The 19,501-nt window shown below is 49.1% G+C and carries 14 protein-coding genes; 9 read left to right on the forward strand and 5 right to left on the reverse strand.

Going from position 1 to position 19,501, the window contains the following annotated elements; translation table 11 throughout:
- Positions 1-139: 139 nt before the first annotated feature.
- The 4 genes from AAC022_RS20385 to AAC022_RS20400 form a co-directional block, all read right to left on the reverse strand.
- The gene (locus AAC022_RS20385; protein ID WP_339733941.1) at positions 140-676 is read right to left on the reverse strand and encodes a hypothetical protein; all 537 of its coding nucleotides are present in this window, start codon (positions 674-676) and stop codon (positions 140-142) included.
- A gap of 430 nt (positions 677-1,106) precedes the next feature.
- Entirely contained in the window at positions 1,107-2,255 is a 1,149-nt protein-coding gene (locus tag AAC022_RS20390; RefSeq protein ID WP_339733942.1) for a DUF6655 family protein, read from the reverse strand.
- A gap of 456 nt (positions 2,256-2,711) precedes the next feature.
- On the reverse strand, positions 2,712-3,173 hold the full coding sequence (locus AAC022_RS20395) for a hypothetical protein (RefSeq protein WP_339733943.1): 462 nt from the start codon (positions 3,171-3,173) through the stop codon (positions 2,712-2,714).
- Positions 3,124-3,465 carry a hypothetical protein gene (locus AAC022_RS20400; protein WP_339733944.1) on the reverse strand — a complete coding sequence of 114 codons (342 nt, stop codon included), beginning with the start codon at positions 3,463-3,465 and terminating at the stop codon, positions 3,124-3,126. The genes AAC022_RS20395 and AAC022_RS20400 overlap by 50 nt, the downstream gene beginning before the upstream one ends.
- 126 nt (positions 3,466-3,591) lie before the next feature.
- On the opposite strand from AAC022_RS20400, the gene AAC022_RS20405 reads away from it, so the two are divergent.
- Positions 3,592-5,220 carry a sulfatase gene (locus tag AAC022_RS20405; RefSeq protein WP_339733945.1) on the forward strand — a complete coding sequence of 543 codons (1,629 nt, stop codon included), beginning with the start codon at positions 3,592-3,594 and terminating at the stop codon, positions 5,218-5,220.
- 25 nt (positions 5,221-5,245) lie between these two features.
- On the opposite strand, the gene AAC022_RS20410 is transcribed toward AAC022_RS20405, so the two are convergent.
- Entirely contained in the window at positions 5,246-6,091 is an 846-nt protein-coding gene (locus AAC022_RS20410) for a hypothetical protein (RefSeq protein WP_339733946.1), read from the reverse strand.
- Positions 6,092-6,288: 197 nt separating this feature from the next.
- Between AAC022_RS20410 and AAC022_RS20415 the strand changes: the two genes are divergently transcribed.
- From AAC022_RS20415 to alaS, 8 genes are all read left to right on the forward strand, one after another.
- Entirely contained in the window at positions 6,289-7,410 is a 1,122-nt protein-coding gene (locus tag AAC022_RS20415) for an MraY family glycosyltransferase (protein WP_339733947.1), read from the forward strand.
- Positions 7,407-9,821, forward strand: a complete 2,415-nt coding sequence (locus tag AAC022_RS20420) for an O-antigen ligase family protein (protein WP_339733948.1) — start codon at positions 7,407-7,409, stop codon at positions 9,819-9,821. Before AAC022_RS20415 ends, AAC022_RS20420 begins: the two co-directional genes overlap by 4 nt.
- Before the next feature lie 119 nt (positions 9,822-9,940).
- Positions 9,941-11,194: a DUF1573 domain-containing protein gene (locus AAC022_RS20425; RefSeq protein ID WP_339733949.1), complete on the forward strand. Its 1,254-nt coding sequence runs from the start codon at positions 9,941-9,943 to the stop codon at positions 11,192-11,194.
- Positions 11,195-11,386: 192 nt separating this feature from the next.
- Positions 11,387-13,081, forward strand: coding sequence for a multiheme c-type cytochrome (locus AAC022_RS20430; RefSeq protein WP_339733950.1), 1,695 nt, complete (start codon positions 11,387-11,389; stop codon positions 13,079-13,081).
- A 52-nt stretch (positions 13,082-13,133) separates the two neighbouring features.
- Positions 13,134-13,700, forward strand: a complete 567-nt coding sequence (gene cyaB / locus AAC022_RS20435; protein ID WP_339733951.1) for a class IV adenylate cyclase — start codon at positions 13,134-13,136, stop codon at positions 13,698-13,700.
- Positions 13,701-13,988: 288 nt separating this feature from the next.
- On the forward strand, positions 13,989-15,065 hold the full coding sequence (gene recA / locus AAC022_RS20440; RefSeq protein WP_339733952.1) for a recombinase RecA: 1,077 nt from the start codon (positions 13,989-13,991) through the stop codon (positions 15,063-15,065).
- Positions 15,066-15,266: 201 nt separating this feature from the next.
- Positions 15,267-16,877 carry a trypsin-like peptidase domain-containing protein gene (locus tag AAC022_RS20445; RefSeq protein ID WP_339733953.1) on the forward strand — a complete coding sequence of 537 codons (1,611 nt, stop codon included), beginning with the start codon at positions 15,267-15,269 and terminating at the stop codon, positions 16,875-16,877.
- A complete protein-coding gene (gene alaS / locus AAC022_RS20450; protein WP_339733954.1) occupies positions 16,874-19,501 on the forward strand; it encodes an alanine--tRNA ligase in 2,628 nt (875 codons plus the stop codon). Before AAC022_RS20445 ends, alaS begins: the two co-directional genes overlap by 4 nt.

Consider the following 19,501-nt stretch of genomic DNA (forward strand, 5'->3'; position numbering starts at 1 on the left):
CAAAAGAGCAGAGAGAAATTAGAACCTGTCAGAAACAGCATCCTCTACGGTACTATAACGAGACAGACATCTCAATCTTGAGGTAGCAATTCGATTTTGAAGATTCTCCAAAACCAGTTTCATTAACAATCGTTAGTAATTAAACGTCGTAATCCTCTTCGGGATCAATTCCAAAATCTTCTGTTTCTTCTTCTGGTTCATTTTCAAGAAACGCGTTCTCGTCGAGATCCGATTCGTCCACTTCTTGAACAGGTTCTAAAGAGATGGAGAGCTGAATTTTGTGATGGACGACCGGGTTGAATTGTTCGCCCAGAGGTTCAAAACGGAGATGGATATTGGCTTCGGAAGCAATTTCATCAGCCGTGCGTTCCGCACTTTCGGCTAAATCCTTCTGACCACTTTCTCGGTAACAGGCTCCCAATGACTTCCAGGGAAGCTGGCTATGGGGTATCGGCAATAAATCAGCCGCATATTGCAAAGGTTGAATCGCCTCGGAATAACGTCCGACCCGCTTCAATGATTCCCCTCGTAAAAAAGAATAGGAAGCCGTGAGAGAACCGGGATCACTCACCTTATCCAGTTCTCTGAGTGCCTGCCGGGGCATCCCTAATTCCAGATAGCCTTCTGCAGCAATCAATCTTCGCACTGTTTTTTTAGGAATTCGAGGGATCATCATAATAACCTCCAGTTTCACCTGATCTGGTGAACTTTGCTGGTTGAATTTTTTGGGAAATCAACGCCTCTGGACCAGATTTGTTTTTTCCCGTTCTGGAAAAACGTATTTGAGAGTCCTCTGGATCAATTTTACCGCATAGAATGTGCCAAATCTCCCCCCTAATCATCAATACTAACTTTAAATCAATACTATATAACGACTTAAACTACATTGGCAGTCTCAAACCAAACCTGGACAGTGCCATTTTGACAGTCACCCTGATATCATAGTGGTTGCACCGTGCATCAAAACTGCACAGGAAGCACTTGGTAGGGGCTTTTCTTTAGACAATCAGATACAGTAGCCGGTTCGCCCTTCGAATCTGAACTAATGTCCGATTCCAACTGCAAATGGCAAAAGACTCTGCTTTCACTACGTAAAGAATGGGGATTTATTCAGCAAGAATTTGGCGAAACATGCCATTAAATTCCAACTTTTCTTCCGCTCCCTGATCGACCGTCGCCTCAGAAGGCTTGGGATCCTTGGGCCAGACTGTTGAGATGCGGGAAGGGTCACTTTGTAACCAGTCCTGGTGGCTGGTCGCCTTCTCCGGCTTCAGGAAGAGAACCGTCTTGATCTTGGAAGGATCAATCTCAGCCTTAGATTCATCGCCTGCCTCAGCTTTCGCCACTTTTTCCGCTTCTTCCTTATTGCCAGGTTCAGGCTTGGTTTCTGTCTTCGGTGCTTGTGTTACAGCTTCCGCTTTCTGCTTTTCTTTTGCCGCTGTCTCTGATTTGATCCACTCTGCCAGAGTTTTTACCGTTCGCTTGGGCGTTTCTTTCTTGGCAGTCGAAGCTTGAGAAGTTTCAATGAAGCGGGCAGGTTCCCGATAATCAACGGTGCTCTCATTCGCAAACTCCTCACTACTAGCTAAAGGATTCGAAATCTTTGCGCCAGCAAACTGAGCTCCTTCTTTATAAATCGTTCCCCGTTGAAATGGTCCCGCCCCCAGAATCCAGGTATCACGGGCAGTACTCTTCGCCTGAAGAAGTCCCGACTGCCAGACACGTTCACGTGTTTTCTGGTTATAAGCAAACACACTGATTTTTGCGGCTGCGGTCTGATTATTCTTTTTCGCCAGAGAGATCTCAGGGATGGTAGGAATGGCAGGAGCCGTGGGAACCAATGATGCAGCGGAAGACAGCATACTACTGGCCGGAATTCCATAATTCACTTCATGGCCGTTAGTTGCCAGTGTGCCCACACGGGCTTCGACCACATACTCAGCGTCTTCTTTTTTTTCCTGAATCAGACAATTGGCAGCTACAATCTGTTGTCGCAATGAGCTGATGATATAGTCTGCATTAACAAACCCAATCCCCTTCACATTTTTGACATACGTCGTATCAAAGTAAACTTTCTTATTCGCCAATGTGCTGAAATCGAGATAGGAAATCGTCTGGTCAACCGCATCGGAAGTCAATAACTGTTCGGTCGCACTATTACTGATCATCTTGCCGCACCCGGAGAACAGAGTCAGCAACATCATACATATACAAGCAGAAATGCGATTGTTTAAGAACCGATTGAAATCAAGCATGAGTTATGGCGATCGTCTTTTCAGCACAAAATTTGTCAACACAATTTCCACTGACCGTTCGGGGAATCCCAACCGGCAGCAGCCCGGAAATACTGTGTAAAATAGAACGTCCATACGTAATCACTTTGCAATCAATGCTGGCATTGATTGTTGAATCCGTATTTCTGTTTTTATTGTGAGGGAAAGTTGGCCAGAACCAGGAAGGAACTTTGACCAGGAGGTTATTACTCTGCCCTGATGCGTATGGGATACGATCAAAGACACAGGTGGATCTGAGTGAATCTTGAAGTGAGAGGGATCAAGAAATCATCTCAGGGGCGGAGTATAACGAACACATCGCGAAACTCATATATGACTTTCAACATAATCAAATCGACGCAAAACAATATACTACAGTGCCTTGCATCTTTTCTTCAGAACTCTCCTAAACAAGAATCCTAAGAAATCCTGGCATTTTTAACGCGGAATCCGGGGAGCACTAAACCGGTTGGACTCCGTAAAACTTGTCATTCGGGAAGAGAAATCACTCCATTCGAACGCTGTTTTCCGCTCTTGCGTCAGGCTTAGCACGGCACAGGTGACCTCAATCTCTTCGACGGCTTCGGCCGTCAGGGAAGCCACTTCTGCCAGCTCGTGATAGCCTCCCAGGCGAAAACATTCGCTCAGGGAGTTCCAGGCCTTGCGACTTTCCATCACAGGAAACAATCGAGCCGCCTGATGTAACGGTTCAATCGCTTCGTTATACTTTTCCTGACGGAGGTACGCTTCGCCAATCAGATAGAGCCGCATTGCTTCGAGTACCCCAGCATCTTCCAGTGAATGAAGTGTATCCAGTGCCTGGATGGGCATGCCCAGTTCCAGATATCCTTCAGCGGCCATAATCTTGTGTATGATTTTCGAAGAAACATTTTCTAACATGTTCAATTCCTTTTTTTACCGGTGGGGCAAGCAATCCATTGCCCGGCTGCATTTCTGTTTCCATAACTGGTCTCAATCCTCTGAGACACAAACACTCATACTGGTTCTCAAAAGCAACACTCGTACCAAACCGAAGTCCATCAGGAACAAATTCGCCTATCTTGCTTCCCACAAACGCCTTCCAGCAACAAGAATATTTCCTCGTATCGCAAGGATCAGGGAAGAATGCACTTTCTACTCCCCAGACGTCTGTAATTTCTACATCACCCTTTTTTGATGTCTCTTCATGCAATCATCTTCCCAATGAATCACAAAACTTGCACTTCCCCCTTGAAACCTGCATGATAGAAGTCAAATTCAATCATAATTTTCCTGCTTGATACCAGCCATCAATGCCCTGAGACTGAGGATGAAGCCTATGTTGCCGCGTTTGAAGCCATCACCCCGATTTTCCCCTTCACTCATTCTGAGTCTGGTCTTCTATTGTTCTCTCACAGTAATGGACGTGGGGCTTTCAAAGGCTCATGCCGCAGAACAGCAACAACCGAACATCCTTTTCATTTTTACCGATGACCACGCGTCACACGCGATGAGCTGTTACGGTTCCAAAGTTAATCAGACCCCGAATCTCGATCGGATTGCCCGTGAAGGAATGCTGTTTAATAACTGCTTCTGTACGAACAGTATTTGTGGCCCCAGCCGCGCCGTAATTTTGACTGGCAAGCACAGCCATCTGAACGGCTTCAAACAGAACGGCAACAAGTTTGACGGCACCCAGCAGACCTTTCCCAAGATCCTCAGAAAAAACAATTACCAGACCGCCATCGTCGGGAAATGGCATCTTGCAACGCAACCCACGGGATTTGATTACTCGGAAATTCTGATTGGTCAAGGCCCCTATTATAATCCCCCCATGATCCGTAATGGCGAGCGAATCAAGCATGTCGGCTATACGACCGACATCATTACGGATCTGGCCCTTGACTACCTCAAAAACAGCCGCGATCCGAATAAGCCATTTATGCTGATGTTCCAGCACAAGGCGCCGCATCGCAACTGGCAACCCGGTCCCAAATACTTACACATGTACGATGACGTGACCATCCCCGAACCCGATAACCTGTTTGACAACTATGAAGGGCGCGGGACAGCTGCTAAGCAGCAGGACATGACAATCGCGAAAACCATGACTGCCTTCGACCTGAAATTAACGCCGCCAAAAAACCTGACTCCCGAACAGTTAAAGGTCTGGAATGCCGCTTACGACCCGAAAAACGCAGCATTCCGTAAAGCCAATCTCACCGGGAAAGATCTGGTCCGCTGGAAATATCAGCGTTACATGAAAGACTATTTGCGATGTGTCGCTTCGGTCGATGACAACGTCGGACGGATGCTCGACTACCTGGAAGAATCGGGCCTTGCGAAAAACACCATTGTGATTTATTCATCAGACCAGGGCTTTTACCTCGGAGATCATGGCTGGTTTGACAAACGTTTCATGTACGAAGAATCCTATCGAATGCCGTTTCTGGTGCGTTGGCCGGGCGTCATCAAACCAGGCAGCGTGAATAACGAACTGGTCTCCAATCTCGATTTCGCGGAAACCTTTCTCGATCTGGCCGGTGCCCCCATTCCCGATGACATGCAGGGAGTCAGTCTGGTTCCCCTCTTCAAAGGGACAGCCGAAAAATGGCGCGACAGTCTTTACTATCATTATTATGAATTTTACAACCAACGCCGGTCAGCTCACATGGTACGTCGTCACAATGGAGTCCGCACAAATCGCTATAAGCTGATCGACTTCTATAATCTCGGCGAATGGGAACTCTACGATCTGAAAAAAGATCCGCGCGAGATGAAAAACGTCTATGCAGATCCGGAATACGCTCAGGTGGTCACTGATCTGAAAGCAGAATTAAAACGCCTGCAAACACAATATCAGGTCCCTGATGACACGGGCTCGGTAGAGAAAGATCCCCCCTCACTCCGTCTCAAGCCCCGCAACAGTGGCGCGGGACAGAAAAAGAAACCAGCCAGGAAAAACTAAACCCGGCGGCCCCTTTAGCTTGAAATCAGTGTCGAGGCAGGCGATGAAATTGGATCGCGGCAACCGCATATTGTCGTGATCCGAGATCCCAGCGCCACGGCGGTAGCATTTTGACATTCTGGACCAGAGCAGCCAGCGGGGTATTCCCTTTCAGTTGGGAAAACAAGATGCCCGGATGCACGCCATGAAAGAAGTTGCGCGACGAGAGTAACTGGGAGAGATATTGGGTGAATTGAAAATCGGGCACTTCCTTCATGTCGGTGGCAGATTCGGAAGAAACAAAATCACTCACGACGAAACCAGCCCCACCATCGTTGATGAACTCCACGATGGTTTGAAAATGCTGAGAGCGAATCGCAACCATCAGTTCTTCAAACTGGGGATGAGTATCTCCAACCGCATTCACGGTCTGAAGAATCAACTGGCTCAGCACACACGTCGAACAGACCACATCAAACGGATCAGGCAAATCCAACGCAGCAGGTTGAGAGAACCGCTGAATGATCTCACTCAAATCGGTCTCTGGCTGAACGCCCGCCGCTTCGCAGGCAGCCAGTTCCTGACCGACCCCGGTGATATCCCGCACATATCGAAAGACACGCGGATCATCTGACACTGCCTGCGATTCAACGCCGTACTCTAAAGCACTCTCATCCAAGTCGACCAGATGAATCTCACTATACACCTGCAACAGCTGCTTCAGATCAAGATCATTGCTGTTCCCCGCTCCCAGCACACAGAGTCGCCCATTACGGTCTGCCGCCAGACCAGTCAGATATCCCGTCACTTTTTCACGATGCCTTGCCCCCTGTTCCCAGTTGGGTCGGCTGGCCAGATTAAATCGAATCTCTTCCTCAAATAATTTGTTCATTGACGCAGTTTGATAGCTCCATAATGCTTAGCGATTTCACAGGTTATACAGATAGAATCAACTTTAAGTCATACACCAGATATATCAATCGAAAACTGACGAGAATTGCATTTTTCGCTACCACTAAATCCATTCTTCAGCCAAACTAAGGCATATATCGCAAGACTCTCTATTTCTTATCCTGAATGTCAGCTGTAATGTTATTCTTTGTAATTGCTTGCCTGGTCCCTGCGTTTCTGATTTCGTTCCTGTCCACAGCGGCAATGCGCAAACTGGCACCCAAATGGGGGCTCATCGATCAGCCCGCGCATAGAAAAGTGCATACCACTCCGACTCCCCTGGGAGGCGGCGTTGGCATCTGGCTGGGAGTGATTATCCCCATTGCCGTTGCCCAGTTGACCGTTCTGCTGATTCTGAAAACAGGCCTCAGCACCACCTGGATCCCTCAAGAACTGGTCCCGCATTTGGAAGGAGTCCTTTATCGCTCCGGTCAATTATGGACCGTGCTCGCAGGTGGTACCGTTCTGGCCGTCATGGGTCTGCTGGACGACAAACACAATATTTCCTGGAAACCCCGTCTGGCCATTCAACTACTGGTTGCAGTAGGACTGGTTCTGGCCGGCGTGCGAGGCACACTCTTTATCCAGCAACCCTGGGTCGGCATCGTACTGACGGTGGCCTGGATCATCGTACTGGTCAATTCATTGAACTTCCTGGATAACATGGACGGACTCACGTCAGGCATCGGATTGATCGCGGCGGTTTTATTCGCGTTGATCATGCTGAGATTCACGGGTGAACCACGGTGGCTCGTGGCGGGTGTGTTGCTGGTGCTTGCCGGTTCGATTGCCGGTTTTTTATGTCACAACTGGCCTCCGGCAAAAATTTTCATGGGAGATTCCGGCAGTTACTTCATCGGCTTGATTCTCTCAACCATGACTATTCTAGGCACATTTTACCCCGGAGACGCTCCGACGGGAGAGTCAGTCGCCAGTCGTCATGTCATTCTGGCACCGCTTTGCATTCTGGCAATCCCTCTGTATGATTTCTGTACGGTCATGATTATTCGCCTGAAAGAAGGACGCAGCCCGTTTCATGCAGACAAAAGCCATTTTTCACACCGGTTAGTCGAATTGGGACTCAGTAAACGCGATACCGTCCTGACCATCCATCTGGCGACATTGACGACCGGTGTTGGGGGACTGATTTTATATGAAGTCACGTCTTGGAATGCTGCTCTACTCGTTATTCTAATGATTTTGTGCGTACTGTGCATCGTGACGATCTTGGAGAACGTAGGTCGGAAAAATCGGGAATGAGTAAACACCGAAAACAAAACCGATCGCAGTCGCCTCAAACAAAACCCACGCCGTCTGCGCCCCCACTCCCTCGACTACCCGGGCTACTCAACGGAATTCAGCTGTTTCTGATTGGCTCTCTGATCACGGCCCGCTATTTACTCCCCGCCGAATCGGCGCCCCAGGGAGAGACTCTGCCCATTACATTCGGGTGGTTCATCGTGGCGATTCTGTTTTGTGGCACTCTACTCACTGAGCGTGCCCGCAGCTTTCAGTTAGACCGATATGACCTTGGAGTCTGGCTGCTGGTTTCGGGACAAGTGATCTCGACACTGGTCATGATCTATACTGCAGAAGGTCAGCAACGAGCCGCGTTGAACATGATGTGGGAATGGATCGGCTTAGGGCTGACCTTTTCTCTGACTCGACGGCTGATTGCAACGACATCGCTTCGCGGCACATTATTGCAGGGATTCTTAACCACAATAGTGCTGCTCTCCCTCTACGGAATCTGGCAACACCATTGGATGTATGATCAACTGGCAGAAGAATACCTGGCAGTGCGTCAGCAATATGATGTGGCTGCTTCTCCCTCAGAACGTGCCCGGTTCCAACAACAACTGTTCGCCATGGGCGTTCCTGCCGATTCTGTGACAGGCAGTGGACGGCAATTGTTTGAACAACGGCTGCTCAGCAGTTCTGAACCCCTGGGAATGTTTGCGCTCGCGAATACATTCGCCGGATTGCTGGCAGTTGGCTTCCTGATTACGTTTGCTCAAACGATTCATATTTTATTTTCCAAAACAGTAAACGCCACTTCGAAACCAGATCGGTTTAAATCCTGGATCCTGGTGCTTCCCACGATTCTGATTGGCTACTGCTTAGTCCTGACCAAAAGCCGCACCGCCTGGGTCGGCGTGATGGGAGGCCTGGTCAGTCTGGCACTCTTAAAACTGATTCAAAAACGACAAAACACAAGCGAACCACGACCACTCTGGAAAAAACAGGCCCTCAAATGGGGCATCCCCGGCGTGATTGTCGTCCTGGGATTGTTTCTGCTGGCAACATTTAGTGGTGGCTTAGACCGGGCCGTTTTGACCGAAGCTCCCAAATCACTCCAGTATCGCCTGGAATATTGGACTGGTACCTGGGATATCATTCAAGAAAACCCTCTGTGGGGCACTGGTCCGGGAAATTTCCGCAATCATTATCTCAAGTACAAATTGCCCGGCTCCAGCGAAGAAATTTCTGATCCCCATAACCTGTTTCTCGATGTCTGGGCGAATGCCGGCATCATCGCATTCGCAGGGCTACTGGTCATTCTCGGACTGGCAGGTTATCGCTGGCTGATCAAGCCCATAACGGTCTCTGAGAATTCTGAATTAGAAAACATTGAATCCAGCCATCCAATCTCACGGGATCAGATTCTGCTATTACTCGGCTTTGCACTCTCATTTCCTCTGTTGTGGGGTGAGCAATTATTTCTGCAATCCATTGATCAAGTCCTGCTCTGGCTGTTCTGCCTGGGCTGGCTGGCAATTTATTTTGTGCTCAACATCGGCTGGCAAGCCTTGAATGAGACAGACCGAGTGAATTCGAATTTCTCATTCGTGCCTCTGGCCTTAGCAGCTGCCTTTGTTGCACTTTGCATTCATCTGTTGGGCGCCGGTGGAATTGCCATGCCGGCGGTAACACAAACCTGGCTGCTGCTCCTGGCGTTGGCATTCCCTGTAAGCCTGTTACAGACGGACATCGACGCAAACACCACAGCCGAAAGCACTTCAACTTCAACACGGCCCTTAAACCCTATACATTTGAAAACTGCGGGAGTCATTATTTGCCTCCTGTTGACAGTTTTCTTTATCAGGTCATCATTTGCGCCAACAATCGAGAGAAAAAATCTCGTAAGAGAAGGAGAGCAAGTACTCTTGCGCGGACAGTCCGCTCGAATAGCACAACGATACTTAAATCAAGCCAGCCAGGCAGATCCCCTGTCTCCAGCCCCTTGGCAGGCATTGGCTGAACTACAGTTTCGTCAAGGAGTGGATGACCGGGATGCGTTTGAACAAGGGGTCAAACTGAAACAGGCGGCCATTCAGCGAGATCCAGTGAACCCGCTTAACTATTTTCAGTTAGGACAACGCTTTTATCAGCAGTATCAAACATCACAGAAACAAGAGGATCTAAATAACGCCATCGAATATCTGAAACAGGCTGTCAGCGGTTACCCCAATAATGCCCTTTATCGGGCTGCTTTTGCGGATGCCCTGTCTGCTGCCGACCAAACCAGAAACAGTCAGGAACAGGCACAGCGGGCAATCGAGTTGGATGAAGCCAATCGCCGGGCTCAGCATGTCGACAAATATTTGACGGAAAAGACACTAAATCGGCTGAAAGTAATAATTAACGTAAGACGAACGAATCAGAATTGAACTCAGGCGGTCTGCGCCTCATAATAAAAGACAGGTACCAAAAGTAGTACCTCAGCTCCAACACCGAATTTTTTCTTTTTTCTTGTATCCGCTTTAACGACTTCTTTGCTGGTGAAATTATGAATCTTCGTACCATTCTCACAACAATCGTTGTTCTCATCGTCGCACTTGTCGGTACTGTCTGGCTAGGACGGGGTAATAGCGATCTCGAGTCAACAAAACCTGCCAGACCTGCAGGAGACCCTAGTGCCGATCTCCCTAAGATCGCAGAAAAGGGCCCCTACCCCAAAGCCGTCGTCGAACAGCCACTCTATAATTTCGGTGAGATGGCCGTCGGACAATCTCTGTCGCATAAGTTTATCTTAAAAAATGAGGGTGAAGTTCCGCTGGAAGTGAAGAAAGGGAGCACCACCTGTAAATGCACGCTCAGCGAAATGAATGACAATTCAGTCGCCCCTGGCAAATCCATTGAAATCGAACTAACCTGGACTCCCAAAAGTCCGCAGGAACATTTCGGACAGACGGCAACCATCTTTACAAACGATCCGAAAAACCAGGAATTCAAACTCCAGATCGAAGGCACCGCCAATAGCCTGATTGCCTTTAGCGGAGATATGCGAGGCAGCGCCCATTGGGCTCTTCCCACCATGTCGAACAGTGACCCCGTTTCGTATTCAGGATCAATTCACACCAAGTTTATGGACGAGTTCAAAATAACAGAAATCGAGTCCGACAGCACTGGTTTGAAGACTTCCTTCAAACCGCTCACACCTGAGGAACTGAAAGAAGTCGATGCCAAGTCCGGGTATTCGATTGACGTCACAGCTGATCCCGCGAAATTTCCTCTGGGAGGATTCACCAAACGCCTGACTGTTAAAACGGATATTCCCAATGATCTGAAACCGGCTAAACCTGAAGCGGAACACAAACACCCTGAAGGACACGACCACAAGCATGAACCACAGCCCGGTAATCGAACGTTCGTGATTCAAGTATCGGGAAATCATACAGGTCCCATTCGAATTGTCCCGACATTTGGCGTTCACTGGAACCCGCAATCCATGGTATTGATCCTGGGAGATTTTTCTGCCAAAGAGGGAAAAGAGGTCATGCTATCCATGTTTGTGGAAGGCATCGATCAACCCCTGGAAATTCTCAACCAGGAAATTTCACCTGATTTTCTGAAATTCGAACTCAAAAAAGATGACAGCTTCCAATCGAAGACCAAACAACGCTACGTATTGAAATTTGCCGTCCCCGCTGGTCTACCTGCCGTATCCTTTGGACGAAATAATCTGGCGAAAGTCAAATTGCAAACAAATCATCCGAACGCCAAAGAAATTGAGTTCCGGGTCCAGTTTGTATCCTTATAATCACTGAGTCTGGCTTGGCTCTGCCTCCATACTCATTCTCCTCTGTTCATTTTTCTCTGTTTTATATTCCACTTTTCAGGGCCACCGTCAGATCCACTTTGACGCAACAACATGTTATGAGCTAAGATAAACAGCGAGGAACCCCCTACTTTGTTTATTCTCCTCATTCATTCCCATGGAAGGTCGCATTGAATGCTATCGAAACGAATCTCAGACCAACATTGTCTGCTTGCCCTGCTCTGCGTGCTACTACTCGCTGGCTGCGAAAACAAATCACCGAAGCCAGCTACAACTACTTCAGATTCAACCGTTTCTGAAACACAGTCTAAGCAACAGAGTCCAGAAAGCTCACATGCTGAAAAACAGCATTCCGATGCGACACCGGCCGACGCGACACCGAAAAAACCAGCCGTCACAAATACGAACAAAAACACCGCTAAGAAAAACCAAGCCGCTTCACATACGAAAACAACGGCGGCTTCCAAAAGACCCCCGAAGCCATTGTTTAAGGACTGGCCAGCACCTGCGCTGGCGATCGTTTTAACGGGGGAACGTCATGGCTATCTGGAACCCTGTGGGTGTACTCAGAACCAGACAGGGGGCGTCTCCCTGCTGGCCAATCTCTTCAAGCAAATCGAAGAGCGCAAATGGCCTGTCACTGCCTTTGATCTGGGAGGCCTCGTCAAACGGAATCGTCGACAGAGCCAGATCAAATATGAAACCATTCTGGCTTCGATGAAAGATATGAAGTACGCCGGGGTCGGCCTCGGACCGGAAGAGCTCCGCTTTGGTGCCGATATTTTTCTACAACTGCATAATCCCGAACCCACTTCCCCTAACACAACCCCCACATTCCTAGCCGCAAATATCCTGGTTCTGGACACTCCCGATCTGGGCAAAAGCCACTTCAAAATCATTGACGTCGGTGGCGTCAAAATGGCAGTCACTTCCATCATCGGCAAAAGTCACATGGAAAAAGTGCCGGACATCACCTGGCAGGAACCGGCCAAAGTCTTGCCTGAACTGATCAAAAAGATGGAAGCAGCTAAGCCGGATCTGATGATTCTGCTTTCCCAGTCCAACAAGGATGAATCGAAAGCACTGGCTGAGAAATTCCCCGTCTTTGATATTCTGTTAACGGCAGGCGGCGTGGAAGACCCACTCGGCGAGCCGAAATTCCTCGGCAAAACGATGATAGTTGATGTCGGCCACAAAGGGAAAAGTGCCGGCGTCGTTGGCTTCTATCCAAAACAGGCAAGCAAAGACGATCCTTCAAAACGGTTCCGATTCACGGTCATCGAACTCGATAAACAACGCTTCAAAGACACACCCCGCATGGCCGATCACATGCAGTTCTATCAGGACCGTCTGAAACAGGAAGATCTGGCGGCAAAAGAACTTCCCATTGACCATCCGCGTGGTGCAACATTCGTCGGAGCAGAGAAATGCGGCGAGTGCCATACAAAAGCCTATGAAAAATGGCTCACCACGGCGCATGCCAATGCCTACGAAAGCCTGATTAACGGCCGCAAAGATCAGATTGAACGAGGTGAGAAAATTATTTCACGCATCTATGATCCCGAATGTCTCTCCTGCCATGTGACCGGCTGGCATCCTCAGGATGTAATTCGTTACAAAAGTGGTTTTGTGAACAAGCAGGAATCGCCACACCTGTTAGGTCAGCAGTGTGAAAACTGTCACGGCCCGGGCAGCGGACACATCGAACTCGTCGATATGGACAAACTCGAAGAAGCCAAAAAAACCATGCGGGTCACGCTCGCCGAAGCCAAAAAAAACACCTGCTACAAGTGCCACGATCTCGACAACAGTCCCAAGTTTGAATTCGACTCCTACTGGGAAAAGATCAAACATCCCTGGAGCGACTAAACTCTTCGCTTAATCATCTTGAACAATCGCACCTCAACCATAGAGTCTTCAAATGCTGGAAGTAGAACAGAAATTTTTACTCGCTGACAAAGACGCTCTGTTCGATCAACTGGAGCATCTCGGCGCGACACGAGGCACGAATCTGGAACAAGAGGATCTCTACTTCACTCACCCCGTTCGGAATTTTGCCGAGACCGACGAAGCGATTCGTATTCGCCGCAATGGATTTGACAACCGGATCACCTATAAAGGTCCGAAACGGGCGACTGTCAGCAAAGTGCGCAAAGAAATTGAACTGGCGTTTGAATCTGGTCAGCTTGCTTTTGAACAACTATCAGAAATGCTCGAACTTCTGGGATTTTGCCCTTTAAGAGTCGTCAGAAAACTGCGTATCCCCTTCAACTATCTACATCATCAACATTCTTTTGAAATCACCGTTGATGAAGTCGAAGGACTGGGCATCTTTGTCGAAATTGAACTGCTGGCAGAAGAATCAGAACTTCAGGAAGCAGATGCTGCCATCATCCAACTGGCTGCCTCTCTGGGACTGACTCACCCCATCCGCGCATCTTATCTGGGTATGTTGATCGAACAGGAAACACAGTCCGATTCAGTCTGAGCTTATTGTGAATTTTCGAAGCTTTCCCTCCATTTATTCCTTTTCAGACTGGCTGAATTCTGAAATAATTGCCGACAGATATAATTGTCTCATGTTTGCTATTGTGACAGGAGAAAAATTAACTAGTATCTTTTAGTTCACATTAGTCACTTCTTTTTAGAATCCATGGGTCGAGACGGCGTTCAATAATAGCGTCCCCGCAATTCTCGATAAATTGGGCACTTGCTTCGCCTGACGAACTCGAACTCATTTGCGGGGCAAATGCCATATTATTGAAGGAAGACCTTAATGGCTGCAAAAGCACGATCAAAACGAGCCGCAACTCCCCCTCCCACTAACAATAACGGTTCTGAGGGGATGCTTGATAACGCGCTCGGACAAATTGAGCAGGCGTTTGGCAAAGGCGCGATCATGAAACTGACGGGCGAGAATGCCCAAGTCGTTCCCTCGATCGCCAGCGGCGCACTCTCACTCGACTTGGCCCTTGGTGGCACAGGCTTTCCCCGCGGACGGGTCATCGAACTGTATGGCCCAGAATCGAGTGGAAAAACAACCCTTGCATTACATGTGATTGCCAATGCCCAAAAAGAAGGAGGCATCGCCGCCTTTATCGATGCCGAGCATGCCCTGGATCCGATCTGGGCCAAAAAACTCGGAGTCAACCTTTCCGAAATGCTAGTCAGCCAACCCAGCTATGGGGAAGAAGGGCTCCAAATTGCGGAAATGCTGATCAAATCAAACTCTGTTGACGTCATCGTTGTCGACTCGGTCGCAGCTCTGGTTCCCAAAGCTGAACTGGATGGTGAAATCGGCGATACCCATGTCGGCCTGCAAGCCCGGATGATGAGTCAGGCCATGCGGAAATTAACCGGCGCCATTTCCAAATCCAAAACAACCGTGATTTTCATCAACCAGATTCGTGAGAAAATTGGCGTGATGTTCGGGAGCCCCGAAACAACACCCGGCGGTCGTGCTCTGAAATTTTACAGTTCGGTTCGTGTGGATGTCCGCCGGATCGCGACTCTGAAAGACGGAGATACCGTCACCGGTATTCGCATGAAAGCCAAGATTGTCAAAAACAAAATCGCGCCTCCTTTCCGGATCGCCGAATTTGACATGCTGACGACGGGCGGAATCAATTTTGAACTGGACCTCCTGGATCTGGCCGTCGAAAATAAAGTTGTTAAAAAGGCCGGAAGCTGGTTCAGTTACGGAGAAACACGTCTCGGACAAGGTCGCGACCGTTCCAAAACAGTACTGGAAGAGAACCCCGATATCTGCCAGGAAATCAAGCAGAAAGTGCTGGAAGCCCGTGGGCTCGCTCCTTCATCCAAGCCGGAAAAGCCGGAAGCAGTCGAAGCCTGATTTCAAACACGTTCTGTAAACGGAATCGATGATTAAGAATCGCACAAACGACCTTGATACCAGCAATGGTATTCGAGGTCGTTTTGCATTGGGTTATGCCCGAAAACAGAGTAAAATCAGGAGTTAGCAACGTCAGGCTGAATGGAAACAAGTTCACCTGTATCGCAGAACATTTCCCTTTGATTCAATCCAGGTCAATGCATGCTTAATGCTCAACCAGCACAATTTGCTCGCAGTCGTCTATTGCCAGTCATTGTATTTCTGATGGGGCTACTGCTACTCTCTCAAAGTCAGTCCCTGTATGCACAAAATCTGGATGCACGTGCCATTGCCTTTGCTGTTCAACAGCAGCTAGTTCAAGCGATTGAAAAGTCCGAAAAGTCTGTCGTCGCCATTTCAAAGATCAAAACGAAACGACAAGAGATTCGATCGCGGGTTCCTGCTCCCTTCGGTCTCGATCCGAATCAGGGGTTAAATTTATCACAAGATCCCAAAAGCCTGAATTTTATCCCTAATGAATTTGGCGCCGGAATTTTGATTCCTGATCCCACAAAACAAAACCGTGTTTTGATACTGACAAACTATCATCTCACAGAGGGAGGACCGGTTGCAGGCCGGAAAGCCATTTCGGAAAATCGACTCTATGTGCACTCCGCCAACCGACAGGGGTTTTATGCGGAACTGATCGCCGCTGACCCTCGCAGTGATCTAGCAGTCCTCACGCCCGTAAAAGGGCTTCCCAATGAGCGTCTCCGCACACTCACCCCCATCAAGTACGGAAACACCGAATCGATTCGCAAAGGCCAGTTTGTGATTGCGCTAGGAAATCCGTACGCGATCGCCCGCGATGGCTCACCCAGCGCGAGCTGGGGAATCGTAAGCAATTTTCATCGTTACCCGGTGCCTGTCTTCAAACATTTTTTAAATCAGGAACTGGATAAAGAAGAAACTCTGCACCATTTTGGAACATTGTTACAGGTCGACACACACCTCGACCTCGGAACCAGTGGCGGCGCCTTACTGGACCTTGACGGAAATTTAATCGGCGTGACAACATCCCTCGCCGCATTGGAAGGTTATGAAAAGTCGACCGGCTACGCCATTCCGATTGACCAAGCCACCCTGCGGATCATCAACAGTCTTGCTGCCGGAATGGAGCCCGAATATGGTTTTCTGGGCATCCACCCCCTGACCATTGAACGAGATCAGGCAAGACATCTCTTCGTAAGGAATTCTGTACTGCCAGACCCCTATTATGTGAAAGCCGAGAGTGTCAAGCAGTACTCCCCCGCCCAAATCGCCGGCATGCTGCCCGGTGACCTGATTCTCTCCATTGAGGGGCAAAAACTGACCCGTGAACTCGATTTAATGCGTGAAGTGGGTAAAGCAGGCGCAGGAAAGGAAGTAAAGCTTCAAATCTTGAGAGGAAAAAAACCGCGTGAGTTGACTCTGACCGTGAAACTAGGAAAATGGCCAGTGGCAGACGATGAGGGGGTTGTACAAACCCAATTTCACCATCCCCTCTGGCGCGGACTTAGAGTTGATTTTCCAACCGCGCGCAAGAAATATACCTTCAGTCCGTTTAGTTATCCGCCTGCGGTCGTCGTGACGCATGTCGCTCCGGAAAGCCCCGCACAACAGGCTGGCCTCAAAGAAGGAAACTTCATCAGCCAGATTAATAATCAAGCGGTCAGGATGCCTGATTCGTTTTACCAGGAAACACAAAAAGCAAACAATTCACCAGTAACATTACAACTTTTGGATGGCCGAAAGGTGATCCTGTCTCCCCAAGAAGCAATCAAAAAACAATGAAAACAGACGAACTTCGCGAGAGTTATCTTTCCTTCTTTGAAGAAAAAGGTTGTGTCAGAAGACCATCCGATGTCCTGGTCCCACGCGATGATCCTACCGTGTTATTTACACCAGCAGGGATGAACCAGTTTAAAGATCAGTTCCTGGGGGTTGGTAAACTCGAATTCACGCGCGCCACAACCTGCCAGATGTGCCTCCGCACGGGTGACATTCAAAACGTGGGAGTCACCGCCTATCATCACACGTTTTTTGAAATGCTGGGTAACTTCTCGTTCGGAGATTATTTCAAACGTGAAGCCATCCACTGGGCTTGGGAATATCTGACGGATAAAAAATGGCTGGGGCTCGACCCTAAACTGCTGTCCGTCACCGTCTACAAGGAAGATGACGAAGCCTACAATATCTGGCACGACGAAATCAAACTTCCCGCCAATCGTATCAGTCGCGAAAATGAACACGAAAACTTCTGGCCCGCCGGGGCGCCTTCATTAGGTCCCGATGGCGTATGTGGCCCGTGCAGTGAAATTTTCTATCACCCCAATGGTGGAAAAGACAACGTCGAAATCTGGAATCTGGTCTTCACGCAATTCAATCGTGTCGGAGATCCCCCTGATAATTTGAAACCACTCCCGAAGCAAAACATCGATACCGGCATGGGACTCGAACGAACCGCATCGGTTCTGCAGGGTGTCCCCAGTAACTTTGAGATCGATACACTCAAACAACTCTGCCTGGCGACCGCTGATACAATCGGCACCGCCTATAAGTATGAAGCTCCTGACGGGCGCCCCATCCGGCGTATTTCTGACCACGTCCGCGCTGTCACCTTCAGCATTCATGAAGGAGTCAATCCCGGCAGTCTCAAAGAGAGTTACGTGGTACGGCAATTACTCAGGCGCGCGCTGCTCGAAGGTTACCTGCTTGGTAAAAATGAACCCTTCCTGTATCAGCTTGTCCCCGCGGTCGTTGAGATTATGAAAACGCCCTATCCGGACATCGCCAAAACGGTTGAAAATGTGCAGAGCACAATCAAAAACGAAGAAGAACAGTTTCTCGACGTCATTGAAAAAGGACTCACACGTTTCGCTGGCTTTCTGAAGAAAGCAGAACAGGAAGGGAAGTCGCAAATCTCTGGTGAAGATGCCTTTGATCTGCACCAGACAGATGGATTTTTAATCGAACTGACCGAAGCACTGGCCGCCAAAAATAATATTGCCGTGAATCGGAATGAATTTAATACCTTGATGGACCGACATCAGAAAGATAGCGGCAGAGGCGCCTTCGCGAACTCGGTCATGTCGGAAGGCCCGCTCACAGCGCTACATAAAACAACCAGTGATACTGATTTCAAAGGTTATGAAACCACAGAAGCTGAAGGGAAAATCGTCGGGATTATCGCAGAAGATCGGCTAGTCGATTCGGTCGTAGAAAAAGGGCACGCACATCCCGTTGCCGTCGTCATCGACCAGACCCCCTTCTATGCAGAAGCCGGCGGCCAGGTGGGTGACACAGGTTTCATGGAAGCAGACGGAGTGAAATTCGAAGTCATGAATACCCAGAAAAATGGGGGACTGACTCTGCATCTCGGTCATCTGTTAGAAGGTCAGCTTAAGCTGGGACAAACGCTGAAAACAACCGTGGTTGAAACGCGGCGTGCAGGCATCCAGCGTGCCCACTCAGCAACACACTTGCTGCATCATGCCCTGCGAACAGTCCTGGGTGACAACGCCATGCAGCGTGGCTCCAAAGTGGAAGAAGACACACTCCGCTTTGACTTTTCGCACAGCAAAGCGGTGACCCCCGATGAACTCAGCCAGATCGAAGACATCATCAATCAACGCGTTTCCGAGGGTGCCAATGTCAGTACAGATCTAATGAAGCTGCAGAAAGCCCGTGATCTCGGAGCGATGGCGTTATTTGGTGAAAAATATCCCGATAACGTGCGCGTGGTCCAAATGGGAGATTTCAGTATTGAATTGTGTGGGGGAACTCACTTGTCTAATACTGGTCAGGTCGGCCTCTGCAAAATCGTCAATGAAGAACCGGTTGCCAAAGGGGTTCGCCGGATTCATGCATTGACTGGCGCCAAAGCCCTGGAGAAAACCAGAAACACAGAGAAACTGATCCAGGAAATTGCGGCACAGCTCAAAGAGCCTCGCCCCGAGGAACTACCGCAGCGAATCGCACATCTTCAAGAGGAATTGCGGGACACGAAAAAACAACTTTTGAAATATTCCAGCAAGTCCCTCTCAGGAACTGCAAATGAGTTGCTGGAACGCGCACCAATTGTAAACGATGTCAAAATCGTGTCTTACCATGCACAGGATGCCTCACGCGATCAACTGCGGGAACTGGCGGATCTCCTGCGTAAAAAAGGAAAGCAGGTCGCTCTGATTCTGGGTACTGTTATTGACGGAAAAGTTGCCCTGATGGCAGCCGTCAACCAAGACCTGGTAAAACAGGGACTCAAGGCCGGCGATTGCGTGAAAGCCGCCGCCAAGGTGGTAGGCGGCGGTGGTGGTGGACGACCTGATATGGCAGAAGCTGGTGGCAAAGACCCGGAAAAACTGGCTGACGCACTGGCGACAGGCGCAGACTACTACCGCGGTCAACTCAAAGCTTAG

It is taken from the genome of uncultured Gimesia sp., assembly GCF_963976445.1.
Classification (GTDB): domain Bacteria; phylum Planctomycetota; class Planctomycetia; order Planctomycetales; family Planctomycetaceae; genus Gimesia.